Below are 26127 nucleotides of genomic sequence, written 5' to 3'. Positions count from 1 at the left end.
CGAGCGGCAGCGCGCGGCGGGCCGCCGCCACATCCTGCGGCTGGTGCAGCGGTCCCATCACGCCGCGGGCGAGTGGACCGGTCCCGAAGTGGTGCTCAAACACCTGCCGGAAGCGTGCGTGGGAGCAGAAGCGGGCGGCAGCGTCGGGCCGGTCCGCGGTTGAGATCGTCGAGCGAGTAGCCACGGTGCCCACGCAGCAGCCTCCCCCGATCCCTCGCCAGCTCGCCTGGGTGGATCTGCTCGGCGTACTCGTCCAGCAGCTGGACAGCGGCGCGGTCTACGACCGGCACCTGTTGGCCATCGCCGTCGCCGCGCAGGACGTCCTCCGCGCCGCTCAGCGGCGCAGCCTGGGAGCTCATGCACCCGTCGGCCGATAGAAGTGACCGCACAGGTCGGGGTGACAACGGGGTGACGCATCAGCAGGCCGCCCTGGGTGCGCCCAGAGCGGTGTCACCCCGACGCCGCTGGCAGCAATCGAACGACACCAGCGCCTCCTGGGGGTGACCGGCTCTACCCGTCGTCAACTGAGGAGATGCCATGACTGTTCGTTTGCTGACCACCGAAGAGGTCGCCGTCCGTTTCCGCACCAGCCCGGCCACCGTCCGCTACTGGCGTCACGTCGGCATCGGCCCCACCGGGATCAAGGTCGGCCGTCGGGTGCTCTACGACGAGGCGGAGTGCGACCGGTGGTGGGAGACGAAGGTCGCGGCGTCGCTGCACGGCACCCGCTGAGCCGAGCGAGCCGCCACCAGCCCAACACTGCCTGCGAAGGCCTGTCAGCTGATCTGCCATAGCCGGGCCCGGCTGCCATCCGGATCGGTGACCCCAGCGGGATCGACCAACGGCCCTCAAATCCTGAATGGCGACAGCCATGTTCGCGCCGTCGGCAGCAGCTGTCCCCGAAGGCGGCCTTTGGAACAACTGATGGCCTCGGCCATGTCTTGATCGTGAGCAGCAGGCCGCCGCGGTCGCGGCTGAAGCCTTCGGAGTTCACCTACCGCTCGTTCAGTTGGGTGCGTAACGCCGTAACCGGGCACGGCATCCACCGCTGAGGCTCCGAGGCCGAGGACAGTCGAACTGAGCCCGCGTAACGCAGCCGAGTGACGGGTGGGCACGGGGGACAAAGGGTACTGCTCTTAGGAGTTGGTTAGCTCGACGAATTTCCTTTGCCGCAGCGCTTAGCGCCGCCTTCTCGTCGCATCTTGGCTCATAGCCATGCCGGCAAGTCGCCCCAAGAGTACTACGGCATAGGACACGAAGACGAGCGCGATCAAGACCTTCACAAGTTGCCCAGTTGTATTGGCAGCCTGAAACGATTCGCCACCGACTGCAGCAAGGCTCGCGCTCATAGCTCGAGCCAGTTGATCAACGACGCCTGCTTCACTCGGATAGTCCACGAATGCCGAGAATCGTACGCCTGCGACCATTATTGTGGCGACGAGAGAGGGAAGGACGGCGACGAAGCCCAACCCAACGGCGAGCGCAAAGTCTTGATTAGGGTGCTCCGACCTCAGCCTGCTGGTGACCTTCGGCCAGCGATGATAGCTTCCAGACCACGGCAATCCCTCCCCTGAGGCGACCACGGCCTCTGCCACCAAGGCGAGTGCTCCGGCTACGAGCAGCAAGCTGGCGGACAACTCCAGATACCGGATTGCGCCGTCGGCCTCGCTCCCCAGAACCAGCCAAATCAGCAGAGCCGTCAGCACAGGGCCAGCGAGCCAGTAGAGCCACAGAAGCCGGAGGCCGGAGAAAAGCAGTGCCGCTATGCCAGTTGAGCGGTGCGCCGCAATCTTCAGTCGCCAGGATTTGACCCCGAACGGCAGGAAATCGCCCTCCAAGTCTTGGTACAACCGCCACAGCTTCTCTGGGTCAACCTGGGCGGATGGCTGCATTCCTCGAAACCGGCGTGCGAAGTCTCGTCCGTGATAACCGATCCATAGGGTTCCCCTAATGAGAGAATAGACCCGTACCGCAATGGCCATGAGCAGTAGAATTGCGAGCGCCTGTTGCACCATGGCTCCTCGTGTGGGCGATCGACAGGGCGGGAGTGGACCGGAGCAGCGGCTGCGTCCGCAGTCGACACTCCAGTCGCTACAGACGGGGTCTCGCTCGACTACACCGCCACAGGTTCGCACCGGTCGGCTTGTCACCGCGGAAGGCACGCGGCGTCGAACTGCACCGGGATTGCCACCCAACCGGAACCCCGGCGCATCCCATAGTGGGACGCTCAAGGACAGCACCGAGTTTCCTCCCCGAATCGCAACAGCGGGCGAACGATGGCGGTCCCGGTGGTAGTTCGCGTCGATCGAGTCGCGTACCCGCCGGAGTAGGCGACGCGGTCAGCGGCCGAGCACTCGGGCGGCCTCGGCGCTGACCACCTGGCGGCCGAAGTAGACGTCCAGCGTCATCGATGGGTTGGCGTGGCCGAGCTGGTCGGCGACCTGCCGCGGGGAGAAGCCGGCCTCATCGAGGCGGGTGGCGACGGTCTTGCGGAAGGTGTGCGAGGAGACCCACGACCACGGCCCTTCGGCGCAGCGGACCGGGCGGCCAGCCGCCGTCGTACTCGTCGCCGGCTGTAAGCCGGTCCCGTCGCAGACCTCGCACTCGAAGGAGTCCAGCAGCTGGCGCAGGTCACCCGACACGCTGTTCGGGTCGCGTAGCGTGCCGGCGAACGGCGCGGGGAAGACCAGCTCGGTGTCCGGCCGGTGGGGTGACGCAAGCCTGCGGCGCGCCATGTCGACCGCGAACTCCGGGACGGCGATGATCCGCCAGCCGGCGGCGGTCTTGGTGCGCGGCTGGACGACCATCCCCCGGTTGGGCACGCGCACCGCGGTGGCGTTGACCTCCCAGGTGCCGGCGTCCAGGTCCAGCAGCGGCCGGCCGGCGGTCTCCCCCATCCGCAGCGCTACTGCCTCGCCGATCCGGGCGCCGGTGGCGAGCATCCAGTCGACGAGGTCAGCCAGGTCGAGCTCGGCGGCGCGCGGGCTGGCGTGCAACAGCTCGACCAGCCGGGTGGTCTGCTCGACGGTCAGCGCCCGAGGTGCCTTCTTGGCGGTGGTGTCGATCCGGACGGTGGCGTCGCGCACGGGGTTGGCGGCGATGGCGCCGTCGTCGATGGCGAGGGCGAACATGCCGGACAGGCAGGCGCGGGCGGTCTTGGCGGCACCGGGCCCGCTGCTCTTGGCGATCGCGGTGAGCGCGCGGCCGACCCGGCCGGGGGTGACCTCCTGCAGTGTCAGCTGGCCGAAAGCAGGTAGGACCGAGGTGCGGATCACCGAGCGGTAGGTGCGCTCGGTGCCGGTCGACCAGCCGTGGTCGGCGGCCAGCCACGCCTCGATGAGTGCGGACACCCGGGAACTGGCGGTGATCACCCCGGCTCCCCCGGGGCCGCGGCGGGCGGCCAGCTCGGTCTTCAGCGCCCGCTCGGCAGCAGCGCGAGAAATGCCGGTCTTGGAGACCAGCCGGGTGCGGCCGTCGAAGTCCCGGAACCGGGCGCGGGCCTGGACCTCACCGCTGGCCATGAGCAGGAAGCCGATCTTGCCGAACGTGCCCACCGGCAGCGGTGGTCGTCCCATGCGGCACCTGCCCTCATCGGTAAACGATGAGTTGATGATGCCTGGTTCGAAGCTCCAGAGCCATGAGCCCTGGTCAGAGCTCCCCCGATAGGACTTGAACCTATAACCCTGCGATTAACAGTCGCATGCTCTGCCAATTGAGCTACGGGGGAACGGCGGGTGGTGCCCGCGCGCTCGTAGAGGTTACCCCACCGCCGGCGATGGTCCCGGCGGGGGGCTCCCGGCGCGTCCCGCGTGCGGCGTCCCTCACCGGGGTGACGACGCTCAAGCCGCCACCCGCCGCTGTCGACGTCCCTGGCATGGGGACGGCGTGGCGATCGGTCGTGGCGAGGGCCACCGCCCACATGGAGTGGGGTGCCGCCACCCTCCTGGTCATCTGCCTCATCGCCGCCCTGCCGCTGTACGCGCTCAGCGCCTACCGGTGGTCCGTCGGCGCGCTCTCCGACGCCCGCCTCGGCGCCGCCGGCGCAACCGTGTGGGCGGCGATGGCCGGTTACGTGGCGCTGCGCCGCCGCCTCGGCCCCCGGGACAGCGGCACGCTGATCGGCGTGGCCTCCACCGTGATGGTCGTCCTGGGCACCGGGTTCGACGACCTCAACGTGCGCTGGATGTGCGCCGCCGCCCTGGTCGTCGTCCCGGTGGCGTCGGCGATGCTGCTGCGGGCGCGCGGGGTGGCTCTCACCACGGCTGTCGCCGTCGCCGGTGTGGTCGCGATCAGCCTCAGCCTGCCGGCGCCGCCCGTGCTGCGCGGCTACGCGGCGTTGACCATGGTCGCCATGGTGGTCGCGCCGATCAGCGTCGTCACCATCCTGGTGCGCCGGATGCAGGCCGCCCGCGACCTTGCCCGCACCCTCGCCGTCACCGACCCGCTCACCGGGCTGGCCAACCGGCGCGGGATCGAGGAGCGCGCCGGCACCGTGCTGCGCGCGGCTGCCGCGGCCGGTGAGCCGGTGACGGTGATGGCCATCGACCTGGACCACTTCAAGAACGTGAACGACACCCACGGGCACGCGGTCGGCGACCGGGTGCTCACCGCCGTCGCCCACACACTGACCCGGGTCGCCCGCGCCGACGACCTGCTGGTCCGGCTCGGCGGGGAGGAGCTCGGCTGGATCGCCTCCTTCCCGGCTGCCGCGGACGTGGTCGCCGCCGCCGAGCGGCTGCGCACCGCGGTGCACGAGACCACCGGGTCCGACCTGCCCGCGGTCTCGGTCAGCGTCGGCGTGGCCACCGCCCACCTGGCCACCGACTCCGACCCGGCGGCCGCCGTCCTCGGCCTGCTCAGCACCGCCGACCGGGCGCTGTACGCCGCGAAGCGGGCCGGGCGCGACCGCGTCGTCCATGCCCGGCCGAGCCGCGAGCCGGCATTCGCCCGGTGACCTGCGGCCTCACCGGGTGACCTCGCGGACCGGCCGGTAGCGTCATCGCTTCCCCCGAACCCAGGAGGTCCCCCGTGGCCAAGCTGTCCTTCCTCGCCGGCTTCGGTGCCGGCTACGTCCTCGGCGCCCGGGCCGGCCGTGAGCGCTACGAGCAGATCCGCCGCGTCTACCAGCACGCCAAGGACGACCCGCGCCTGCAGACCGCCGCCGGCATGGCCCAGGCCCGCGCCGACGCCGCGGTCGACTCGGTCAAGACCCGGCTGGGCAACGAGACCGGCCCGCGCTGACCCGCTGAGGCGGCCCGGGGGTCAGCGCGTGGGGTCGTCGGCGTCGACCGCCGCGGCCAGCCGCTGCCGGGCCGCCTCGCGGGCCGCTGGGTCGTCCCGGTCGGCGTCGTCGTCGAAGACGACCGTCCACTCCCGCACCGCCTGACCCGGCACCCGTCGGGCCACCAGCAACACCGCCCCACCGCCGGGCAGCGGGTGCCGCTGACTGGTCACCACCGTGCGGTCCACCCGGGTGCGCAGCACGCCCGGCAGCTCGCCGGCGGTGCGCAGCACGTGCCGCTGCGCCGGCTGCCGGGCCTGCACCCCCGGCTCCACCTCCGTCAGCGGCACCACCGTGAAGGTGCCCCCGGCACCGGCCGCCGCCCAGCGGGCGGTGCCGATCTCGTGCCACCCCAGCACGGGGACGTCGGGCGTTCCCGTCCCGGGCTCCGGGACGACGCGCAGGCCCCGCGAGGTGGCCACCGTCCAGCCGCCGTCCACCCGTTCCCCCCAGGCCAGCACCCGCTCGTCGGGGTCACCGGCGACGGCGGCGCGCACCGGCTCGGGCGGGCGGGCGAACCGCGCGCGCACCTGCCCGATCAGGCTCACGGGGTCAGGCCGCCGGCCGCGCGCTTGCGCAGCGAGATGGCCAGCTGCTCGAGGTCCATCAGCTTTTTGAACGCCCGCATGTACTCGTCCTGCGCCTCGATCGGGTTCGTGCGCTGCAGCTTGCCCTTCAGCGCCGCGATCTCCCGGACCGTGGCCATCTCGTGCAGCCGGGCCATCAGCGCGTTGACGTAGGTCGGGTCGTTCTCCCCCACCGCGTGCAATGGCTCGACGGCCAGCGCGGTCAGCATCGCCTTCGCCGTCTCCCGGTCGCAGTGCGCCGACACCTCGTCCAGCCACTCCGGACCGGTCGCCGTCGCGCCCGCCGCTCCCCCGGCCGCCTGCACCGCCGCGGCCACCGCCGCGTAGTCCGGGTGGGTGTAGGAGCTCGGCTCCACCGCGTCGAACTGGGGCCCGGCGATCTCCGGGCACTGCAGCGCCGCCTTGACCGCCTCGCGTTCCACCTCCACCGCGGCGTCGTCCGGGGTGCGCTGCGGCGCCCGCGGACGCTGCTTGGGGCGACTGCCGCCGGTGTCCCCCGCCAGTGCCCGCACCCGGGCGACGACCTCGCTCTCGTCGGGCAGCCCGAGCAGGCCGGCGAGCCGGCGGGCGTAGGCCGGGCGCAGGGCGTGGTCCTTGATCTGGGCCAGCAGCGGCGCGGTCTTCTCCAGCGCGGCGACCCGGCCCTCCACGGTGTCCAGGTCGTACTCGCCCAGCGTCGTCCGGAGCACGAACTCGATCAGCGGGGTGCGCCGGGCGATCAGGTCACGCACCGCGGCGTCCCCGTGCGCCTGGCGCAGCTCGCACGGGTCCCGCCCCTCCTGCTCCACGGCCACGAAGGTCTGGGCGACGAAGCGCTGGTCCTCCTTGAACGACTTCATCGCCGCCGCCTGACCGGCCGCGTCGCCGTCGAAGGTGTAGACCACCTCCCCGCGGAACTCGTCCTGGTCCATCAGCAGCCGGCGCAGCACGTTGATGTGCTCCGGCCCGAACGCGGTGCCGCAGGAGGCGACCGCGGTGGTCACCCCGGCCACGTGGCAGGCCATCACGTCGGTGTAGCCCTCGACGACGACGGCCTGGTGGTTGCGGGCGATGTCCCGCTTGGCCCGCTCCACGCCGTAGAGCACCGAGCTCTTCTTGTAGAGCGGCGTCTCCGGGGTGTTCAGGTACTTCGGGCCCGGGTCGTCGTCCATCAGCTTGCGGGCGCCGAAGCCGATCACGTCACCGGTCAGGTCGCGGATCGGCCAGATCAGCCGGCGGTGGAACCGGTCGATCAGCGTGCCCCGGGACGACTCCTTGGCCAGCCCTCCGGTGACCAGCTCCTCCTGCGTGTAGCCCAGCCCGCGCAGGTGGCGGGTCAGGGTGTCCCAGCCGCCGGGGGCGAACCCGCAGGCGAAGTCCAGCGCCACCTGCCGGTCGAACCCGCGGTCGGCGAGGAAGCTGCGGGCCGGTGCGGCATCGGGGGTCATCAGCTGGGCGGCGTAGAACTCCGCGGCCGCGGTGTTCGCCGCGACCAGCCGAGCCCGCTGACCGGCGTGCGCCCGGTCCGGCCCGGCGGTCGCCCGGCCGCCGTCGTCCTCGTACTTCAGCTGCACCCCGGCCCGGCCGGCCAGCAGCTCGACCGCCTCGGAGAAGGACAGGTGGTCGATCTCCTGCACGAACCGGATGACGTCGCCGCCGACCCCACACCCGAAGCAGTGGTACAGCCCGCGCGAGGGGGTGACCTGGAAGGACGGCGACTTCTCGTCGTGGAACGGGCACAGCCCCTTCAGGCTGCCGCCGCCGGCGCGCTTGAGCTGCAGGTGCTCGCCGATGATCTCGTCGATCTTGGTGCGCTCGCGCACCAGTGCGATGTCCGCGGCGCGGATCCGCCCCCGGCCGGCCATCAGCTGGTCCCGCCGATGACCGCCGCGGACGTCGTGCCGACGATCACGGCGTTGTTCCGCCGGGTGACCACCAGCTCGATCCACAGCAGGAACACCCGGGTGGCCAGCGGCAGGTCGTCGTCCGCGGTCAGCGTCGGCCGCGGCGACCAGCCACCGGTGGTGCCGCTCTCGGCCACGGTGCGCCCGCCGGCGGTGTAGCGGTGCGTGCCCTGCCACCACGAGCTGCTGGTCATCTCCACGGTCGCGCCGTCCAGTTCCAGCTGCCACGTGCCCTTCCACAGCGACGTCTGCCGCGCACGCAGCCGCACCGCGTCGTCCGGCTCGGCCTCCCAGCGGGCCGTCAGCTCACGCCCCTGCTTCCCGAACACCCAGGTGCGGTCGCCGATGACGGCGGTCGCGGCCTCCTTCCAGTTGGCCGCCCGCAGCGTCGCCACCATGACCTCGCCGTCCAGCACCGGCACGGTGCCCTTCGGGGTGCCGTGCGACCCGCTCTTGCCCAGCTCCAGCACGGTCCTCCTCCTCAGCCGATCCCCGGCGCCCCGGCGACGCTCTCGCCGGTGGCGCGGTACAGCAGGTACGCGGCCGTCTCGCGCAGGATGTACCTGAACTGCGTCGTGCGGGTCTGCACCGCCGGGCCCTGCCGGGTCGGCGAGCTGCTGGCGGTGATGCCGGCGTCCTCGGCCATCCGCTCGGCGCGCATCACGTGCCACGGGTCGCTCACCAGCACGGCGGTCTGCCAGCCACGGTCGTCGAACTCCGCGCCCACCGCCCGCATGCTCTCCAGGGTGTCCACGCCCTCCTCGACCGCGAGCAGCGCGTCCTCGAACACCCCGGCCTGCGCCAGGTACTGCCGGCCGGCCTCGGCCTCGCTGAACTCGTCACCGGCGGCCCGGCCGCCCACGGTGACGATCCGCGGCGCGACGCCCTCCTCGAACAGCTGCAGGGCGTGCTCCAGCCGGGCCTCGAAGATCGACGAGGGCACGCCGTTGTACTGGGCGGACCCGAGCACCACGATCGCGTCGGAGCCCGGGCGGGCGTCCTGCCGCGCCGTCCACCAGATGGCCAGCGCCGTGGACCCGGTCAGCAGCACCGCCGCCGTCACCACCGCCCCCAGCACCCGGACGGCCAGCCGCCCCGCCATCCCTGCCACGCGTCATGGGTACCACGCCCGGCTGACGTCGGTGCCGGCCCTGGGGACGGCGTGCCGCTCAGCCCGCCGCGCCGGTGCCGCAGACCTTCGTGCCGCCCTCGGGGACGACGGTCAGCTCGGTGGTGGTGACCTCCCCGCCGTCGTCCCAGCGCACCTGGACCAGCTGCGCCGGCTCGCCGTCCACCTCGGTCTCCCGCGAGCCGGTCACCTCCGGGGTGCCCGGCTGCAGGAACCTCTCCGCCAGCTCATCAGGGGCCACCCGGGCGCGGACGTCGTCGCAGACCAGCCCGTAGGCGGTCTCGAGGTCGCCCTGGGACAGCGCGGCGGTGAAGACCCCGGCCACCTCGCGCGACTGGTCCTCCCCCGACCCCTTGTAGAGGGTCATGCCCAGCACCATGACGACCGCGATCAGCACCGTGACGCCGAGCAGGGCCAGCAGCGTGCCGTTGCGGTTGCGCGGCGTGCCGGTGTGCAGCGGCGCCGGGTCGTCGTCGTAGAGGAACGGGCCCTGCGTCACTGGTCGGCTCCTGTCCCGGTGGGGGTCATCCGCCACCCACCAGCAGTTCGGCCCCGGCCGGCGGGCGCGGGTCGTCGCGGTCGTCCAGCCAGCCCTCGGGCAGCGCCACCGGCCGCGGCGGGCTGGTGCGCCCGCGCGGGGCGCCAAGCACCGCCTCCGGGTAGGGCTGGTCGGGGATCCGGCCGAGCAGCTCGGCCAGCTCGTCCAGCCCGGACACCATGGCCAGCGCCCGGCGGACGTCGGAGCCGACCGAGAAGCCCTTGAGGTACCAGGCGACGTGCTTGCGGAAGTCGGTGCAGCCGTGCACCTCGCCCTGGTCGGCGGCCAGCAGCGTGGCGTGCCGGTGCATGATCGCAGCGACCTCGCGGAAGGTCGGCATCGTGCGCCGCTCCGAGCCGGCGAACGCGGCGGCCAGGTCGCCGAACAGCCACGGCCGGCCCAGGCAGCCGCGACCGACCACCACGCCGGCGCAGCCGGTCTCGGCCACCATCCGCAGCGCGTCGTCGGCCTCCCACAGGTCACCGTTGCCGAGCACCGGGATGTCGACGGTCTCCACCAGCCGGGCGATGGGCGACCAGTCGGCGGTGCCGCTGTAGAGCTGGTCGGCGGTGCGGCCGTGCAGGGTGATCGCGGCGGCGCCCTCGTCCTGGGCGATCCGGCCGGCGTCCAGGTAGGTGACGTGGTCGGCGTCGATCCCGATCCGGGTCTTGATCGTCACCGGGACGTCGCGGGCGGCACCGACCGCGGCACGGACGATGTCGCGCAGCAGCACGCGGTGCCAGGGCAGGGCCGAGCCGCCGCCCTTGCGGGTCACCTTGGGCACCGGGCAGCCGAAGTTCAGGTCGATGTGCGCCGGGCGGGTGCCGGCGACGTGCTCGTCGACCAGCATCTCCACCGCGCGGCCCACCGTGGCCGGGTCGACGCCGTAGAGCTGCACGCTGAACGCGTCGGCCTCACCGGGGGCGGCCTGCACCATCTGCAGGGTCTTCTCGTTGCGCTCCACCAGCGCCCGCGTGGTGATCATCTCGCAGACGTAGAGGCCGGCGCCGAACTCCCGGCACAGCGTGCGGAACGCCGGGTTGGTGATGCCGGCCATCGGCGCGAGCACCACCGCCGGGTCGACGGTGAGCCCGCCGAGCTGCAGCGGGGGCAGCGCCGCCGTGCGCTCGAGAGTGCTGGTCACGCCGTCCAGGGTAGGTCGCCGAACTGTGTGCCCCGGCTCACGGCCGGCCCGGCTCGGTGAGGTGGGTCAACCCGGCTGAGCTGACGTTGAGCCGTGCTGTGACGTGGCTCGGCCTCAGGCCCGGCGGGTTGACCCGGTCGGCGGCTAGCAGACCTCAATCCGGGGGCGCCCGCCGACGTCCCCCGGCGAGCGCCCCGTCCACCGGCGGCTCCGGGGCCCGCCCGGGGTTCCGGGCGCCGGTCAGGCTGCTGGGATGACCGTCTCGGTGCCCGTCCCGATGGCCGTCGACGAGCCCGGACGCCGCCGGTTGGGCGTGTTCACCACCGCTGAGCTCGCCGCCGCGGGCATCGGGGAGAGCGAGGTCCGGACGGCGGTGCGGGCCGGTACGTGGGTGCGGCTGCGCACCGGCGTCTTCATCACCGCGGCCGACCTCGCCGAGGTGGACCGGACCGGACGGCGCCCCGGGCTCGACGCGCTGGCCGTCACCGCCGGCCTGGCCCGGCCGTCCGCCGTCCTGAGCGGCGCGACGGCCGCGTGGGTGTGGGGCCTCCCCCGCCCGAGGGCCGTCCCGCCGACGGTCGAACTGACAGACCCGCACCGGTGGCGCCGTGGGCGTGGGTGGCTGATGACCCGGGCCGAGCTGCCGGCCGACGAGGTCACCGTGCGCGGCGCCTACCGGGTCACGACCGCGGCCCGCACCGTCGTCGACCTGGCTCGGGACTGGCCGGAGGTGGACGCCGTGGCCGCCGTCGACGCCGCGCTCCTGCGCGGGTTGACGACGCGCGCCGAGCTGGGCCGGGTGCTGGCCAGGCAGGCGTGCGTGCCTGGGGTGCCGCGGAGCGTGCGGGCCGTCGCACTCGCCGACGGCCGGGCCGAGTCGTGGCTGGAGACCCACGGGCGGCTCACCTTCGCCGCGCTCGGGCTCCCGCCGTTCGTCCCCCAGGTGGAGCTCTGGGTCGACGGCCGGCTCGTCAAGGTCGTCGACGGCTGGTACCCGGAGCAGGCGGTGGGCATCGAGTTCGACGGCCGGGTGAAGTACCGCCGTCCCGCCTTCGGGCGCACGCCCGAGGACGAGCTGTGGCAGGAGAAGCGGGCCGAGGACCAGCTCCGGTCGAGGGGGATCCGGTTCGTCCGTGCCGCCGCCGTCGACCTGGGCAGCCGGCGGGCCGAGCTCGACCGCCTGGTGCGGCGCTGCCTGGCCACCCCCGGACCGGCGACCCGGGACTGGAGCGAGGTGCCCCGACCCACCGGCCGGCCCCGAGGCGCATCCGACGGGGACGACGGCTGGCTGGCCAGGACCGATGACCTCGTCGGAGCGGTGTTGAGCCGCTCGACCTGACGTTGAGCCGCGCCGTGGCACGGCTCAACGTCAGGTCAGCAGGGTTGACCCGGGCGACGGCGGCCCGAGCCCGGCCGACCTCAGCAGCCGGGGAGGCGGGCTCCGAGGTAGCTGACGACCTGGGAGAGGGCGACCCGCTCCTGGGACATCGAGTCGCGCTCGCGGATGGTCACCGCGTCGTCCTCGAGGGTGTCGAAGTCGACGGTGATGCAGAACGGGGTGCCGACCTCGTCCTGGCGGCGGTAGCGGCGGCCGATCGCGCCGGCGTCGTCGAAGTCGACGTTCCAGTTCCTGCGCAGCTCGGCGGCCAGGCCGCGGGCCTTGGGCGAGAGGTCGGCGTTGCGCGACAGCGGCAGGACGGCGGCCTTCACCGGCGCCAGCCGCGGGTCGAGCTTGAGCACCGTGCGGGTGTCGACGCCGCCCTTGGCGTTGGGCGCCTCGTCCTCGGTGTAGGCCTCGACCAGGAACGCCATCAGCGAGCGGGTCAGCCCGGCCGCCGGCTCGATGACGTACGGCGTCCAGCGCTCACCGGAGGCCTGGTCGAAGTAGGACAGGTCGGTGCCGGAGTGCTCCGAGTGGGTCTTCAGGTCGAAGTCGGTGCGGTTGGCGATGCCCTCGAGCTCGCCCCACTCCGAGCCGGTGAACCCGAACCGGTACTCGATGTCAACGGTGCGCGTCGAGTAGTGGCTCAGCTTCTCCTTCGGGTGCTCGTAGTGCCGCAGGTTGTCCGGGGAGATGCCCAGGTCGGTGTACCAGCGGGTGCGCTCGTCGATCCAGTACTGGTGCCACTCGGCGTCCTCGCCGGGCTTGACGAAGAACTCCATCTCCATCTGCTCGAACTCGCGGGTGCGGAAGATGAAGTTGCCGGGGGTGATCTCGTTGCGGAAGGACTTGCCGATCTGGCCGATGCCGAACGGCGGCTTCTTCCGGGCGGCGCCCATCACGTTGGCGAAGCTGACGAAGATGCCCTGGGCGGTCTCCGGGCGCAGGTAGTGCAGCCCCGACTCGTCCTCGACCGGGCCCAGGTGGGTGCGCAGCATCATGTTGAAGTCGCGGGGCTCGGTCCACTGGCCCTTGACGCCGCAGTTCGGGCAGGTGATGTCGGCCAGGCCGTTCTCCGGGGCGCGGCCCTTCTTCTCCTCGAACTCCTCCTCGAGGTGGTCGGCCCGGAAGCGCTTGTGGCAGTTCTGGCACTCGGTCAGCGGGTCGGTGAACACACCGACGTGACCGGAGGCCACCCACACCTGGCGGGGCAGGATCACCGAGGAGTCCAGGCCCACGACGTCGTCCCGGCTCTGGACGACGGTGCGCCACCACTGCTTCTTGATGTTCTCCTTCAGCTCCACGCCCAGGGGCCCGTAGTCCCAGGCGGAGCGGGTGCCGCCGTAGATCTCACCGGAGGGGAAGACGAACCCCCGGCGCTTGCAGAGGTTGACCACCTTCTCCAGGCGAGCGGGGTCGGCGGTACGGGCAGGGGTGGTGTCGCTGGGCACGGGGGCTCCATCCGGCTGGGGTGTCGGCGAGTGACCCCCAGACGGTAGTCGGCGCCCCGGTCGGGGTCCCGGCCGCACCGGCCACCGGGAGTTCACCGGGAAGCGGTGGCCGCCGACGTCCCGGCGTCCCTACCGTCCGGCACGTGACCGCTCCTGCGCCGACCTTCCCGCCCGCCGCCCGCCCGGCGGCCGTCGACCAGCGCCTGGCCCGGGCCACGGCGGGGCTCTGCCGCGACCACCCGGGCGCCGCCACGGCGGTGCGGGGCGTGCTCGCCCCGCTGCGCGACCGCCTGCGCCGGGTGCACGAGCAGTGCCAGCAGGCCGAGGCGGCTGCCTGGGCGGTCTACACCGCCGACCTGGACCGCGGCCTGGACGAGCTGTCGGTGGAGATCGGCCGGGCGGCCGAGCGGCCCGGCGCGGCAGTGGACGAGGTGCTGTCCACCGCCGCCGTCCGACTGGAGCTGCGGGCCTGGCAGCTGCGGCTGCGCACCCTGCGCGGCGAGGGACGGGACGTGCAGGCCGCCGAGCAGCTGGCCGACCGGCTCGACCAGCGGCTGGCCCAGGTCACCGACACCGACGCCGTGGCCCCGCTCAACGACGACCTGGCCGACCTCCGCCGCGCGGTCACCGACGCCGAGCGGGGCTGAGCCGATCCGGAACTGAGGTCTTTCCGCAGTTCAGCGGGCCGTTCGGGTCACGTCGGGCGGACGGACTGCCGATCACCCGGGTGTACACCTGCGCCCGGGCCCCGGGGCGAGGTGACGTCCCCGGAGCGAGGAACGATGACCGGCCACCGCATCACGACGGCCCTGCGACTGCGCTCCCTGCGCGTCCTGCTGGTGCTGGTCGTGCTCGCCTGTTCCACCGTCCCGCTGGCCGGCCTGGGCGTGTTCGCCTGGCAGCGCAGCGAGGGCGACTGGGTCCGCAACTCCGGGGAGCTGTTGCAGAGCGAGGCCCGGTCCACGATCGACAAGATCGACCGGAACCTCTTCGAGCGCTACGGCGACGTGCAGGCGTTCGCGTTCAACCCCGACGCCTCCGCCGAGCCCGCCACGGTCGCCGAGGCCGCGGACTTCTACAGCAAGAACTACGTGATCTACGACCTGCTCCTGGTGGTCGACCTGACCGGCCGGGTGGTGGCCGGCAACAGCGTCACCGGGGACGGCGAGGCGATCGACCCGGCCGGCTACGCCGGTGCCGACCTGTCCACCCGCCCGTGGTTCGCCGAGGCCCTGGCCCTGGAGCCAGGGCAGACGTACGTGCAGGACCCCGAGGTCGACCCGCTGGTCGCCGCGGCCACCGGCCGGGACGACGCCACCCTGGTCTTCGCGGCGCCGGTGTACGGCCCGGACGGCAGCGTGCAGCGGCTGTGGGTCAACTGGGCCTCGGTCCCGCGGGTGATCGGGCAGATCATGGACGAGCAGGTCGCCGGCCTGCAGACCCGCGGCCTGGACGTGACCGCCCAGATGCTGCGCAGCGACGGCGTCGTCCTGGTCGGGCCGGGCGCCGAGGACGGGCTCGACCTGGCCGGCAACGACTCCCCCGCCGCGGCTGCCCTCGTCGCCGGGGAGTCCGGGCACGGCACCGACGAGCTCGCCGACGGCACCGGCTCGGACGTGGAGAAGGTGCGGGGCTGGTCGGCGTCCCAGGGGGCGCTCGGGTTCGCCGGCTACGGCTGGGGCGTCGTGCTCAGCGAGGACCTCGCCGACGCGGTCGCCCCGGCGTCGTCCCTGCTGCGTGCGGTGCTCCTGGTGGCCGTGCTGGTCGCCGCGGTCGTCGCCGTCGTCGCCCTGCTGGTGGCCCGCGCCCTGACCCGCCCGCTGGACCGCGCCGTCGCCGCGCTCGAGCAGGTCGCCGAGGGCGACCTGCGGCCCCGGCTGCCGGAGTCGGGCACCGACGAGGTGCGCACGCTGGCGGTCGCACTGAACCGGTCGCTGGAGGACATGGGCGGTGTGCTGAACGCCGTGCGAGACCGGACGAGTGACCTGTCCGGCGCCTCCGAGCAGCTCCGCGGTCTCGCCGAGGACGTCGCCCGGGACGCGGCCCGGGGCACCGAGGTCGCCGGCACCGCCCAGGCGGCCACCGAGGCGGTCAGCGACAACGTGCGCACCGTGGCCGCCGGCGCCGAGCAGATGGGCGCCTCGATCCGGGAGATCGCCCACTCGACGTCCGAGGCCGCCCGGGTCGGCGCCGCGGCGGTGGCCGCCGCTCAGGAGACGACGGCGATGGTCGCCCGGCTCGGGGAGTCCTCCCGGGAGATCGGTGCCGTGGTCTCGGCGATCACCTCGATCGCCGAGCAGACCAACCTGCTCGCGTTGAACGCCACCATCGAGGCCGCCCGTGCCGGCGAGGCGGGCAAGGGCTTCGCCGTGGTGGCCAACGAGGTCAAGGAGCTGGCCCAGGAGACCCAGCGGGCCACCGAGGACATCGTCCGGCGGGTGGAGGCGATCCAGGCCGACACCGCCGGCGCGGCGGAGTCGATCGCCGGGATCGCCGCGGTCGTCGGGCAGGTCAACGACTTCCAGCAGACCATCGCCTCCGCCGTGGAGGAGCAGAGCGCGACGACGGCGGAGATGAGCCGCAACGTCGCCGAGGCCGCCAGCGGCACGGACGGCGTCAGCGCCAACGTGCGGTCGGTGACCGAGGCGGCCCGCTCGACCGCGGGCTCCACCGGTTCGACCCGGGAGACGGCGGTCGCGCTCGCCTCGATCACCGAGGAGCTGCGCGGGCTGGTCGCCCGGTTCGAGCTGCCCTGAGGCTCAGTCGGTGAGGTAGACGCCCGGCTCGTCCAGCGCGTGCGCCCACACCGGCGCCCCGGCGATCTTCACCTCGGCCGCCGACAGGCCGCGGCGGTAGGCGCCGACGCCGTCCCAGCTGGTGCACAGCGCGAACAGCTGCGGGTCGTCGGCGGACCGGCCGAGCTCGCCGCGGAGGAAGCCGGGGCGCTCGCCCAGGGCGGCCAGCAGTTCGTCGGCGGCGGTCAGGAACGCCGGAACGGTGGCTTCGGGGACTCGCAGACGGGTGACGGCGAACACCGGGGCCAGCTTCCTCCTCAGACCGGGAGTTGACAACGGTTCTCACCGACTCGGACCATGACGCCATGACCGCGACCGCGTCCACCCGGCCGGCGGCCCGGACCGTACCCGCCGACGTCCAGGCCGCCAGCGAGCTGCTCGCCGCGCTCGCCTCGCCGCTGCGGATGTCGATCGTGACCCTGCTCGACGAGCACGGCTCCCGCTGCGTGCACCAGCTGGTGGACGCGCTCGGGGTGCCGCAACCGCTGGTCTCCCAGCACCTGCGGGTGCTGCGCGACACCGGCCTGGTCACCGGGGTGCGCCGGCACCGGGAGGTCGACTACCGGCTGGTCGACGGGCACGTGGCGCACATCGTCCGCGACGCCCTAGCCCACGCCGCCCACGGCAGCGACTGAGCGCACCGTCCGATCGCGAGCCGATCGGCCTGCCGTGTTCGTGCCGACCGCTGCACGGGCGGCGGAGCAGCGGCTACGGCTCGCGGTGCGGCTCGCCCCGGTCTCCGCCGCTCCGGCGGGTGCTGCGGCGGGTCTCGCTTTCCCTGCGGTCCTGCCGCCACCACTGGAACCTGATCGCCAGGTACCCCAGCACGACCACGGCGCAGCCGGCGATGACCAGGCCGGCGAGCACCGCCGTGGTGATCGGGCCGTAGCCCAGCCCGGGCCCGTACTCCCTGGCCAGGACGACGGGGCTGGTCCGGCCCGCGACGAGCACCCCTGCAGTGTGCTCGGCGAGTGCGCCGGCGGTGACGCTCACGCGCTGCCGAAGCGGCGTTGCCGGCTGGCGTACTCCTCGCAGGCCTGCCACAGGTGCCGGCGGTCGAAGTCCGGCCACAGCGTGTCCAGGAAGACCAGCTCGGCGTAGGCCGACTGCCAGAGCAGGAAGTTGCTGGTCCGGTTCTCCCCGGAGCTGCGGACGAACAGGTCGACGTCGGGCATGTCCGGCTCGTCGAGGAACCGGGCGACCGTCTCCTCGGTCACCTTGTCCGGCTTGATCCGCCCGGCGGCGACCTCCCGGGCGATGGCCGCGGCGGCGTCGGCGATCTCGGCCCGGCCGCCGTAGTTCACGCACATCGTGAGGGTCAGGACGTCGTTGTCCTTGGTCAGCTCCTCGGCGATCTCCAGCTCCTTGATCACGCTGCGCCAGAGCTTCGGACGGCGCCCGGCCCAGCGCACCCGGACGCCGAGGTCGTGCATCTCGTCGCGGCGCCGGCGGATCACGTCGCGGTTGAAGCCCATCAGGAAGCGGACCTCCTCCGGGCTGCGCCGCCAGTTCTCGGTGGAGAAGGCGTAGGCGCTGATCGCCCCGATGCCCAGCTCGATGGCGCCCTCGACGCAGTCGAACAGCGAGGCCTCCCCCGCCTCGTGCCCGGCGGTGCGGGGCAGCCCGCGCTGCTTGGCCCACCGGCCGTTGCCGTCCATCACGATCGCCACGTGGTGAGGCACCTTGTCCGCCGGGATCGACGGCGGCGTCGCCCCGGACGGGTGCGCGTTCGGCTGCTTCACCTCCCGCGTCACCAGGCCACCCCCGCGGGAGCCGGGCGGGTGCTCACGTCCGGTCCACCAGCGGCAGCGAGCGCAGCCCGCGCTCCAGGTGCCACTGCAGCAGGGCGGCGACCAGGCCGCTGCCCTCCCGCCGGTTGGTGCCGAGGCTGGCCTCGGCATGCCCCCAGTCGCCGGACAACAGCGCCTCCATGAGCTCGATGGTGACCGGGCTGGGCATCGCCGAGCCGGTGGGCCGGCACGACGGGCAGACGGTGCCCCCGGCCGGGACGGAGAAGTGCCGGTGCGGGCCGGCCTCGCCGCAGCGGGCGCAGTCGCCCAGCGCCGGCTCCCAGCCGGCCACCGACATCGCCCGCAGCAGGAAGGCGTCGAGCACCAGCGCCGGCGGCTTCTCGCCCTCGGCCAGCGTGCGCAGCGCACCGATGACCAGCAGGAACATCCGCAGCGACGGCTCCTTCTCCTCCACCGTCAGCCGGTCGGCGGTCTCCAGCACCGCAGTGCCGGCGGTGTAGGCGCGGTAGTCGCCGACTATCTCGGTGCCGTAGGCGCGGATCGACTCGGTCTGGCTGACGATGTCGAGGTTGCGGCCGGTGTAGAGCTGCAGGTCGACGTGGCTGAACGGCTCCAGCCGGGCGCCGAACTTGCTCTTGGTGCGGCGTACGCCCTTGGCCACCGCCCGCACCTTGCCGGTGCGGCGGGTGAGCACGGTGACGATCCGGTCGGCCTCACCCAGCTTCTGGGTGCGCAGCACGACGCCCTCGTCGCGGTACAGCGACTGCGGGGTGGTGCTCATCGGCCCTCGGTCGCGCCGCGCGCCGGAGTGCTCGTCACCTCAGTAGCCCAGCCGCTGGAGCTTCTTCGGGTCGTCCTGCCACTCCCCCAGCACCGTCACGTGCAGGGCCAGGTGCACCCGGCCACCCAGCAGCGTCTCCAGCCCGACCCGGGCCTCGCTGCCGATCGCCTTGATGGTGGCGCCGCCCTTGCCCAGCAGCATCGGCTTCTGGCTGGGTCGCTCGACGTGCAGCAGCGCGTGGATCTCGGTGAAGACGGCGTCGGGGTCGCGCGGGTCGGGCTTGCGGTTGATCTCCTCGACGGTGACGGCCAGGGAGTGCGGCACCTCCTGGCGCACTTTCTCCAGCGCCGCCTCGCGGACCAGCTCGGCGATCTGCCGCTCGACGTCCTCGTCGGTGGTCTGCTCGTCCGGGTACATCGGCGGGCCCTCGGGCAGCAGCCCGATCAGCAGGTCCTCCAGCAGCTCGACCTGGTCGCCGGCGACCGCGCTGACCGGCACGATCTCGCGGGCCTCGACCAGCTTGCTGGCAGCGACGAGCTGCTCGGTGACCTGCTTCTTGCTGGCCGCGTCGGTCTTGGTCACCACCAGCACGATCGGGGTGGTGACCTCCTTGAGCTGCCGGGCGATGAAGGCGTCACCGGTGCCGACGGGCTGGTCGGCGGGGATGCAGAAGACGATGACGTCGACCTCGGACAGCGTGTCCCGGACGACGTCGTTCAGCCGCTGGCCGAGCAGGCTCTTGGGCTTGTGCAGCCCGGGGGTGTCGACGAGCACCAGCTGGCCGGCCGGACGGTGGACGACGCCGCGGATGGCGTGCCGGGTCGTCTGCGGCCGGTTGCTGACGATGCCGACCTTCTCGCCGACCAGGGCGTTCGTCAGCGTGGTCTTGCCGGCGTTGGGCCGGCCGACCAGGCAGGCGAAGCCGCTGCGGTACGGCGGCTGATCGGATGAGGTCACGTCGTCCAGTCTCCCACTGCACACCGACAGCACCGCTGCGGCAGGCGCCGGGCCGCTGCTGGGATCATGAACCGCATGCCTCCCCGGTCCCGACGCAACGACGGTGAGCCCCTGGTCGTGACCGCGGCCCGGGCCCGTGAGCAGCACCTCACCCAGGTGACCAGCTACGGCTACTTCGCCGGCCGCGGGCCCAAGCGCAGCGTCACGGTCACCCCGCGGCCGCTGCGCTACTGGCAGTACGACCCGGCCGGCCCCGTCGTCGTCGCGCTCACCGTGCTCGCCGTGACCGCGTGGCTGGGCTTCCTGGCCTGGCGGGACGGCGGCGCGGCGGTCGCCGACGAGGCCCCGATCGCCCTCGGGCTGGGGCTGCTCGTGCTGGTGGTCTCCACCGGCCGGTTCACCATCGGCGACCATGCGCTGTCCACCGACATCGCCGGGCTGCGGCAGACGTCGTCCTTCGGGATCGTGCCGCTGGCGCTGGTCACCGACGTGGTCGCCGGCGCCCCGCCGGCCGGCTGGCCGAAGGCGAAGCGCCGGGGCGGCTGGCGGCCGGGCCGCCGGCGGATCAGCGTGCGGCACCTGGGCATGGACGGTCAGACCGACGAGGCGTTCACCCGCTGGGTCCGCGACCCGGCGGCCGTCGCCGACGCCCTGGACCACCCGCTCGCCCACGACTGACCCCGCCCGCCCCGCGCCTGATCGCGCGAAAGCGCGGGAGCTTTCGCGCGATCAAGCACGGGTGCTTTCGCGCGATCAAGCGCGGGTGCTTTCGCGCGATCAAGCGCGGGTGCTCTCGCGCGATCAAGCGCGGGTGCTCTCGCGCGATCGAGCACGGGGCTCGCGCGGTCGGGCGGGGGTGGCGGTCAGGCGGTGGTGCGGACGGTCCCGTCGGGGCCGGCGAGCAGCACCGGCGCGGACGGCGTCAGGTCGTGCACCGCGGCCAGCCCGGCCTGCTCGACCGACTCCGCGGCGCTGACCACGGCCGCGGCCTCCAGCCCCTCGACCCCGCTGGAGACCGCCGCGGCCACGGCCGCCTGCAGCGCCGACAGCTGCAGCGAGGGCAGCGACACGGTCGCGGCGAGGTAGGTGCGGCCGTCGGTGTCGCGGACCGCGGCGCCCTCGGCGGCGCCGGTGCGGCCGCGGGCGGATCGGGCCAGCGTGATCAGCTTGGCGTCCTCGGGGTCCAGCTCAGCAGACGTCACGAGGGGTCAGCCTTCCACGGTGGCCGGCTCGGGCTCCCGCGCGGGCTCCTCGGCCGCCTCCTCGTCACCCGGCTCGGGCACCCGGCAGACCAGGATGGTGTCTATCTGGTTGCGCCGACCGCCGGTGCTCTCGGCGACCAGGCGCAGGCCGCCGACCTCGGCTGCGGAGCCCTCGATCGGCACCACTCCGAGCTCGCGGGCCAGCAGGCCACCGACGGTCTCGACGCCGTCGTCGTCGGGGAGCTCGACCTTGAACAGGTCGGCGAGGTCCTCGACCGGGAGCCGGGCGGTGATCCGCGCCGAGCCGTCCTCGAGCTCCTCGATCGGCGGGCGCTGCACGGTGTCGTGCTCGTCGTCGATCTCGCCGACGATCTCCTCGAGGATGTCCTCGATGGTGACCAGCCCGGCGAAGCCGCCGTACTCGTCCACGACGACGGCCATGTGGGTGCGCGAGGCCTGCATCTCCCGCAGCAGCTCGTCGACCGGCTTGGACTCCGGGACGAAGCTGGCCGGGCGGAGCAGGTCCTCCACCCTGGGCTCGGCGGCCCGGGCGTCCGAGGACCCCTGCGAGCGGCGAACTAGGTCCTTCATGAAGACGACGCCGATGATGTCGTCGACGTTCTCGCCGATCACCGGCAGCCGGCTGAACCCGCTGCGCAGGCAGAGCGCCAGCGCCTGGCGCAGTGTCTTGCCGCGCTCGATCCAGACGACGTCGGGCCGGGGCACCATCACCTCGCGGGCGATCGTGTCCCCCAGCTCGAAGACGCCGTGGATCATGTTGCGCTCACCGGACTCGACGACGCCGCGCTCCTCGGCCATGTCGACCAGCTCGCGCAGCTCGACCTCGCTGCTGAACGGGCCGTCGCGGAAGCCCTTGCCGGGGGTGATCGCGTTGCCGATGAGGATCAGCAGCGTGGCCACCGGGCCGAGCACCCGGCCGAGCAGCCGGATCAGCGGCGCGGCGGCCAGAGCGACCGGGTAGGCGTGCTGCCGGCCGACGGTGCGGGGCCCGACGCCGATGAGCACGTAGCTGACCACGGTCATCACCGCGGTCGCCACGACCACGCCGAGGGTGAACCCGTCCAGGAGTGCGTAGAAGATCAGCGTCACCAGCACGGTGGCCGCGGTCTCGCAGACGATCCGCAGCAGCAGGAGCAGCGCCACGTGCCGGGCGCGGTCCTCCATGACCAGCACCAGGGCACCGGCCCGCTTGGCGCCGTCGCGGCGCAGCTCGTCCACCCGCGCCTTCGACAGCCGCTGCAGCGCGGCGTCCAGCGCGGCGAAGACCCCGGCGACCAGCACCAGGACGACGGCGATCACCAGCAGGACGATCGCGGTCGAGCTCATCGCTGCTCCGGCTCCACGGGTTCGCCGGTCACCGACTCGCGGGGGACGGAGCGCCAGCCCTCCAGCAACTTGGACTGCAGGCCGAACATCTCCTTCTCCTCGTCGGGCTCCATGTGGTCGTAGCCCAGCAGGTGGAGCACGCCGTGGGTGGCCAGCAGCAGCAGCTCGTCGGCCATCGAGTGGCCGGCGGCGCGGGCCTGCCGGACGGCGACGGCCGGGCAGAGCACGACGTCCCCGAGCAGCGCCGGGCCCGGGTCCGGGTCGTCGGGACGGCCGGTGTCCAGCTCGTCCATCGGGAAGGCCAGGACGTCGGTGGGGCCCTTCTCGCCCATCCACCGCTCGTGCAGGCTGGCCATGTAGTCGACGTCCACGCAGAGCACGGACAGCTCGGCGAGCGGGCTGACCTCCATGGCGTCGAGCACGTACCGGCAGACGCCGGCCAGCGCGCCCTCGTCGACGGAGATCTCGGACTCGTTGGCGACCTCGACGGCCACGCTCAGCTCCCCTGCTGCCGGGTCGGACGGGCGGGCCGGGCGGTGCGGGCCGGTCCGGCGCCCGGGCCGGGCTGCCGGGCGGCGTCCCAGCGCTCGTAGGCGTCGACGATGTCGCCGACCAGCCGGTGCCGGACGACGTCGGTGCTGGTCAGCGTGGTGAAGTGCACGTCGTCGATGCCCTCGAGGATGTCGCGGACGACCCGCAGGCCGCTCTGCGCACCGCCGGGCAGGTCGACCTGGGTGACGTCACCGGTGACGACCATCTTGGAGCCGAACCCGAGCCGGGTGAGGAACATCTTCATCTGCTCGGCGGTGGTGTTCTGCGCCTCGTCGAGGATGACGAACGCGTCGTTGAGGGTGCGGCCGCGCATGTACGCCAGCGGGGCGACCTCGATGGTGCCGGCCTGCATCAGCCGCGGGATCGACTCGGGGTCGACCATGTCGTGCAGCGCGTCGTAGAGCGGGCGCAGGTAGGGGTCGATCTTCTCCGACAGCGACCCGGGCAGGTAGCCCAGCCGCTCACCGGCCTCCACCGCGGGGCGGGTGAGGATGATCCGGTTGACCTGCTTGGTGGTCAGCGCCTGCACGGCCTTGGCCATCGCCAGGTACGTCTTGCCGGTACCGGCCGGGCCGATGCCGAAGACCACGCTGTGGGTGTCGATGGCGTCGACGTAGCGCTTCTGGTTGAGCGTCTTCGGCCGGATGGTGCGGCCCCGGCGGCTGATGATGTCGAGGCTGAGCACCTCCGCGGGGCGCTCGGAGCCGCCGGCGCGGAGCATGCCGACGACGCGGCGCACCGAGTCCGGGCGCAGGGCCTGGCCGGTGGCCAGCAGCGCGATCAGCTCGTCGAAGACGCGGACGGCGAAGGCGTTGTCGGCCGGCTGACCGGTGATGGCGATCTCGTTGCCGCGCACGTGCACGTCGGCGACGAGCTCGGTCTCGACCAGGCGGAGGAGCTCGTCCCCGGAGCCCAGCAGGGCCACCATGGAGACGGTCTCGGGGACGGTGATGGAGGTGCGGACGGCGGCCGGCACGGCCGGGCTGTCCGGGACGCCGGCTGCCGCGGCACGCGCGGAGAGCTCACGGGAGGACGCGATGGTCTCCGGTGCGGCGTCTGGTGAGGTGTCGGGCAAGAACGCTCGACCCTGCCTTCCTGCGACGGGGTTGTGACCTGGGCCAGCGTACCCGCGCGGGCCACTCCGACACCCGGCTCGACCCGGCCGGGCCGGTGGCGCTCAGCCGGGCGGCCAGCCCAGGCCGCGGCCACCGAGCACGTGCAGGTGCACGTGGTGCACGGTCTGCCCGGCCTGCGGGCCGCTGTTGGCGACCAGGCGCCACCCCGGCTCGGGACTGCTGTCGGTGACCAGCCCCTCCTGGACGGCGACCGCGTGCGCGGCCGCCACCAGCTCGGCGGTCAGCTCCGGGTCGGCCTGCGCGAGCGCGCCGAGGGTGGCGTGGTGCGCCTTGGGGATCACCAGCACGTGGGTGGGCGCCTGCGGGTTGATGTCCCGGAAGGCGAGCGTCCGGTCGGTCTCCCGGACGACGTCCGGCGGGATCTCCCCGGCCACCATCCGGCAGAACAGGCAGTCGCTCGCAGCGGCGGTCATGCCCCGACCCTAGGACGGGCGACGGCGGTCCGGAACAGGGAAGTCCGGTTCTGTCGCACACAACTGAGTGTTCCGGCTCAAGCCCGCGGCGGACCGGCCGAGGACGCAAGAGACCGTCGAAGCCCTGTTCCGGAGGACCGGCCATGCGCATCACCCCGTCCCGCCGCACCGCCCCGGACCGGACCGCCGAGCTGGCCGAGGCGCGCTCCGACGTCACCGCAGTCACCCGGGTGCTGGCCGCCCTCGACCGGACCAGCACCGCCGAGGAGGTCGCCCGGGTCGCCCTGGACACCGTGCGCGAGTGCTTCGGCTGGGCCTACGGCTCGTACTGGCGGATCGCCCCCGAGGACGGCCGGCTGCACTTCGCGGTGGAGTCCGGCGACGCCGGCCAGGAGTTCCGCCAGGTCACCCTGACCGCCTCCTTCGCCGAGGGCGTCGGGCTGTCCGGCCGGGCGTGGCGGGCGCGCGACCTGGTGTTCGTGCCCGACCTGGGCGAGCTGACCGACTGCGTGCGCGCCCCGGCCGCCCAGCGGGCCGGGGTGCGCAGCGGGGTGTGCTTCCCCGTCCTCCGCCGCGGCGCCGTCGTCGGCACCATGGACTTCTTCACCACCGAGACGCTGGCCCCCTCGACCGAGCGGCTGGCCGCGCTGCGCGCGGTCGGGCAGCTGGTGTCCCAGGCGTTCGGCCGGGTGGCCGAGGCCGAGGACCAGCGCCGGGCGGCCGGCGACGTCGCGGCGATCAACAGCCTGCTCCGTGAGCTGAGCGGGGCCCGCACCGCCGAGGAGACGGTGGCCACCGCGCTGGCCACCATCCGGCGGGAGTTCGACTGGCACTACGGCTCGTACTGGACGCTGGACGACGCGGGCACAGCGCTGACCTTCTCCCTGGAGTCCGGCGACCTGGGCGCGGAGTTCCGTGCGGTCACCCGGGAGGCCAGCTTCGCCAAGGGCGTCGGCGTGGCCGGCCGCACCTGGGCCGCCGGCGACCTGGTGTTCGTGGAGGACCTCGGCTCGGTCACCGACTGCGTCCGCGCACCGGCCGCCCGCAACGCCGGGGTCAGGTCCGGGGTCTGCCTGCCGATCACCGTCGACGGCCGGATCGTCGGCACGATGGACTTCTTCGCCACCCGCACGCTGATCATGAGCGACAGCCGGCGCGACGCGCTGCGCAACACCGCCTTCCTGATCTCCCAGACCGTGCAGCGGCTGGCGGCGGCGGGCCGGGTGGCCGAGGCCGGGCGGGAGCTGGTCGCCTCGATCGACGAGGTGGAGCGCAACGTCGCCGAGGCGACCCGGGTGGCCGGGGACGGGCAGCGCGTCGCCGGTGAGGCGACCGGGTTCGTCGCCGGCCTGGGCAGGTCCAGCGCGGAGATCGACAAGGTGGTCAAGGTGATCACCGGCATCGCCGAGCAGACCAACCTGCTCGCCCTCAACGCGACCATCGAGGCCGCCCGGGCCGGTGAGGCGGGCAAGGGCTTCGCGGTGGTCGCCGGTGAGGTCAAGGAGCTGGCCCGGGAGACCGCCCAGGCCACCGAGGACGTCAGCAGCCGGGTCGCCACCATCCAGGGCGACGTGCAGAACGTGGTGGGCGCGCTGGCTGCGATCCGGGAGATCGTCGAGCGGATCAACGAGACCCAGCACCTGATCGGTGGCGTGCTCACCGAGCAGGCGGCGGTGACCCGCAGCATCGTCGACCTGGCCTGACGCGCCGGGCGGGCCCTCCGGGTGGGCGGTCCGGGCCATGGGCGACGATGAGGCCGTCCCCCGTCGTCCGTCCCTGGAGGTCCCCGTGTCCGTTCC

General features: G+C 73.2%; 29 protein-coding genes and 1 tRNA gene. 10 read left to right on the top strand and 20 right to left on the bottom strand.

The window, feature by feature from the left end:
* Positions 1-185: 185 nt before the first annotated feature.
* Complete coding sequence (locus HLA93_RS05640; protein ID WP_222193295.1) at positions 186-377, top strand: hypothetical protein; 192 nt, start codon at positions 186-188, stop codon at positions 375-377.
* A gap of 160 nt (positions 378-537) precedes the next feature.
* The gene (locus tag HLA93_RS05635) at positions 538-732 is read left to right on the top strand and encodes a helix-turn-helix transcriptional regulator (protein WP_222193294.1); all 195 of its coding nucleotides are present in this window, start codon (positions 538-540) and stop codon (positions 730-732) included.
* A gap of 446 nt (positions 733-1178) precedes the next feature.
* Here HLA93_RS05635 and HLA93_RS05630 read toward each other — a convergent pair whose 3' ends face one another.
* The 3 genes from HLA93_RS05630 to HLA93_RS05620 all read right to left on the bottom strand — a co-directional run bounded on the left by HLA93_RS05630 (position 1179) and on the right by HLA93_RS05620 (position 3727).
* Positions 1179-2012: a hypothetical protein gene (locus tag HLA93_RS05630; protein WP_222193293.1), complete on the bottom strand. Its 834-nt coding sequence runs from the start codon at positions 2010-2012 to the stop codon at positions 1179-1181.
* A gap of 327 nt (positions 2013-2339) precedes the next feature.
* Entirely contained in the window at positions 2340-3575 is a 1236-nt protein-coding gene (locus HLA93_RS05625; RefSeq protein ID WP_222193292.1) for a site-specific integrase, read from the bottom strand.
* A gap of 79 nt (positions 3576-3654) precedes the next feature.
* Positions 3655-3727: transfer RNA gene (locus HLA93_RS05620), tRNA-Asn, on the bottom strand.
* Between the two features lie 102 nt (positions 3728-3829).
* Here HLA93_RS05620 and HLA93_RS21785 point away from each other — a divergent pair.
* Together HLA93_RS21785 and HLA93_RS05610 are read left to right on the top strand one after the other, a co-directional pair.
* Entirely contained in the window at positions 3830-4954 is a 1125-nt protein-coding gene (locus tag HLA93_RS21785) for a GGDEF domain-containing protein (protein WP_222193291.1), read from the top strand.
* 74 nt (positions 4955-5028) lie between these two features.
* The gene (locus HLA93_RS05610) at positions 5029-5241 is read left to right on the top strand and encodes a hypothetical protein (RefSeq protein WP_222193290.1); all 213 of its coding nucleotides are present in this window, start codon (positions 5029-5031) and stop codon (positions 5239-5241) included.
* A 21-nt stretch (positions 5242-5262) separates the two neighbouring features.
* Here HLA93_RS05610 and HLA93_RS05605 read toward each other — a convergent pair whose 3' ends face one another.
* The 6 genes from HLA93_RS05605 to dusB form a co-directional block, all read right to left on the bottom strand.
* Positions 5263-5829, bottom strand: coding sequence for a hypothetical protein (locus HLA93_RS05605; protein ID WP_222193289.1), 567 nt, complete (start codon positions 5827-5829; stop codon positions 5263-5265).
* Positions 5826-7712, bottom strand: coding sequence for a DNA primase (gene dnaG, locus HLA93_RS05600; protein WP_222193288.1), 1887 nt, complete (start codon positions 7710-7712; stop codon positions 5826-5828). Before dnaG ends, HLA93_RS05605 begins: the two co-directional genes overlap by 4 nt.
* Complete coding sequence (locus HLA93_RS05595) at positions 7712-8221, bottom strand: hypothetical protein (RefSeq protein ID WP_222193287.1); 510 nt, start codon at positions 8219-8221, stop codon at positions 7712-7714. The genes dnaG and HLA93_RS05595 overlap by 1 nt, the downstream gene beginning before the upstream one ends.
* 11 nt (positions 8222-8232) lie before the next feature.
* A complete protein-coding gene (locus HLA93_RS05590; RefSeq protein WP_222193763.1) occupies positions 8233-8853 on the bottom strand; it encodes a YdcF family protein in 621 nt (206 codons plus the stop codon).
* A 67-nt stretch (positions 8854-8920) separates the two neighbouring features.
* Positions 8921-9379: an Rv0361 family membrane protein gene (locus tag HLA93_RS05585; RefSeq protein ID WP_222193286.1), complete on the bottom strand. Its 459-nt coding sequence runs from the start codon at positions 9377-9379 to the stop codon at positions 8921-8923.
* A gap of 25 nt (positions 9380-9404) precedes the next feature.
* Complete coding sequence (gene dusB / locus HLA93_RS05580) at positions 9405-10562, bottom strand: tRNA dihydrouridine synthase DusB (protein WP_222193285.1); 1158 nt, start codon at positions 10560-10562, stop codon at positions 9405-9407.
* 253 nt (positions 10563-10815) lie between these two features.
* Between dusB and HLA93_RS05575 the strand changes: the two genes are divergently transcribed.
* Entirely contained in the window at positions 10816-11901 is a 1086-nt protein-coding gene (locus HLA93_RS05575; protein WP_246625828.1) for a type IV toxin-antitoxin system AbiEi family antitoxin domain-containing protein, read from the top strand.
* Positions 11902-11981: 80 nt separating this feature from the next.
* Here HLA93_RS05575 and HLA93_RS05570 read toward each other — a convergent pair whose 3' ends face one another.
* Positions 11982-13394 carry a glycine--tRNA ligase gene (locus HLA93_RS05570; RefSeq protein WP_308127960.1) on the bottom strand — a complete coding sequence of 471 codons (1413 nt, stop codon included), beginning with the start codon at positions 13392-13394 and terminating at the stop codon, positions 11982-11984.
* A gap of 143 nt (positions 13395-13537) precedes the next feature.
* On the opposite strand from HLA93_RS05570, the gene HLA93_RS05565 reads away from it, so the two are divergent.
* Both HLA93_RS05565 and HLA93_RS05560 read left to right on the top strand, forming a co-directional pair.
* Entirely contained in the window at positions 13538-14041 is a 504-nt protein-coding gene (locus HLA93_RS05565) for a hypothetical protein (protein ID WP_222193284.1), read from the top strand.
* 135 nt (positions 14042-14176) lie between these two features.
* Complete coding sequence (locus HLA93_RS05560; protein WP_222193283.1) at positions 14177-16150, top strand: methyl-accepting chemotaxis protein; 1974 nt, start codon at positions 14177-14179, stop codon at positions 16148-16150.
* 3 nt (positions 16151-16153) lie between these two features.
* On the opposite strand, the gene HLA93_RS05555 is transcribed toward HLA93_RS05560, so the two are convergent.
* On the bottom strand, positions 16154-16429 hold the full coding sequence (locus tag HLA93_RS05555) for an antibiotic biosynthesis monooxygenase family protein (protein ID WP_222193282.1): 276 nt from the start codon (positions 16427-16429) through the stop codon (positions 16154-16156).
* A gap of 65 nt (positions 16430-16494) precedes the next feature.
* Between HLA93_RS05555 and HLA93_RS05550 the strand changes: the two genes are divergently transcribed.
* Positions 16495-16824: an ArsR/SmtB family transcription factor gene (locus tag HLA93_RS05550; RefSeq protein WP_222193281.1), complete on the top strand. Its 330-nt coding sequence runs from the start codon at positions 16495-16497 to the stop codon at positions 16822-16824.
* A gap of 73 nt (positions 16825-16897) precedes the next feature.
* On the opposite strand, the gene HLA93_RS05545 is transcribed toward HLA93_RS05550, so the two are convergent.
* The 4 genes from HLA93_RS05545 to era are packed head-to-tail and all read right to left on the bottom strand — an operon-like array spanning position 16898 to position 19678.
* A complete protein-coding gene (locus HLA93_RS05545; protein ID WP_222193280.1) occupies positions 16898-17182 on the bottom strand; it encodes a hypothetical protein in 285 nt (94 codons plus the stop codon).
* A complete protein-coding gene (locus HLA93_RS05540; RefSeq protein WP_222193279.1) occupies positions 17179-17943 on the bottom strand; it encodes an isoprenyl transferase in 765 nt (254 codons plus the stop codon). The genes HLA93_RS05545 and HLA93_RS05540 overlap by 4 nt, the downstream gene beginning before the upstream one ends.
* 31 nt (positions 17944-17974) lie before the next feature.
* Positions 17975-18721 carry a DNA repair protein RecO gene (gene recO / locus HLA93_RS05535; protein ID WP_222193278.1) on the bottom strand — a complete coding sequence of 249 codons (747 nt, stop codon included), beginning with the start codon at positions 18719-18721 and terminating at the stop codon, positions 17975-17977.
* Positions 18722-18760: 39 nt separating this feature from the next.
* The gene (gene era, locus HLA93_RS05530; RefSeq protein ID WP_222193277.1) at positions 18761-19678 is read right to left on the bottom strand and encodes a GTPase Era; all 918 of its coding nucleotides are present in this window, start codon (positions 19676-19678) and stop codon (positions 18761-18763) included.
* Positions 19679-19753: 75 nt separating this feature from the next.
* On the opposite strand from era, the gene HLA93_RS05525 reads away from it, so the two are divergent.
* The gene (locus tag HLA93_RS05525) at positions 19754-20356 is read left to right on the top strand and encodes a hypothetical protein (RefSeq protein ID WP_222193276.1); all 603 of its coding nucleotides are present in this window, start codon (positions 19754-19756) and stop codon (positions 20354-20356) included.
* 185 nt (positions 20357-20541) lie between these two features.
* Here the strand turns inward: HLA93_RS05525 and HLA93_RS05520 are convergent, their stop codons facing one another.
* The 5 genes from HLA93_RS05520 to HLA93_RS05500 form a co-directional block, all read right to left on the bottom strand.
* Complete coding sequence (locus HLA93_RS05520; RefSeq protein WP_222193275.1) at positions 20542-20880, bottom strand: cytidine deaminase; 339 nt, start codon at positions 20878-20880, stop codon at positions 20542-20544.
* A gap of 6 nt (positions 20881-20886) precedes the next feature.
* The gene (locus tag HLA93_RS05515; protein WP_222193274.1) at positions 20887-22227 is read right to left on the bottom strand and encodes a hemolysin family protein; all 1341 of its coding nucleotides are present in this window, start codon (positions 22225-22227) and stop codon (positions 20887-20889) included.
* A complete protein-coding gene (ybeY, locus tag HLA93_RS05510) occupies positions 22224-22721 on the bottom strand; it encodes an rRNA maturation RNase YbeY (protein ID WP_222193273.1) in 498 nt (165 codons plus the stop codon). Before ybeY ends, HLA93_RS05515 begins: the two co-directional genes overlap by 4 nt.
* Positions 22722-22723: 2 nt before the next feature.
* Entirely contained in the window at positions 22724-23854 is a 1131-nt protein-coding gene (locus HLA93_RS05505) for a PhoH family protein (protein WP_246625827.1), read from the bottom strand.
* Positions 23855-23956: 102 nt separating this feature from the next.
* Entirely contained in the window at positions 23957-24328 is a 372-nt protein-coding gene (locus HLA93_RS05500) for a histidine triad nucleotide-binding protein (RefSeq protein ID WP_222193272.1), read from the bottom strand.
* A 143-nt stretch (positions 24329-24471) separates the two neighbouring features.
* Between HLA93_RS05500 and HLA93_RS21430 the strand changes: the two genes are divergently transcribed.
* On the top strand, positions 24472-26031 hold the full coding sequence (locus tag HLA93_RS21430) for a GAF domain-containing protein (RefSeq protein WP_222193271.1): 1560 nt from the start codon (positions 24472-24474) through the stop codon (positions 26029-26031).
* The last annotated feature ends 96 nt before the right edge of the window (positions 26032-26127 follow it).

Source organism: Modestobacter italicus (assembly GCF_019799965.1).
Taxonomy (GTDB): domain Bacteria; phylum Actinomycetota; class Actinomycetes; order Mycobacteriales; family Geodermatophilaceae; genus Modestobacter; species Modestobacter italicus_A.
The sequence above is the reverse complement of the archived record's forward strand: the minus strand, read 5'-3'. Positions and strand labels throughout refer to the sequence as shown.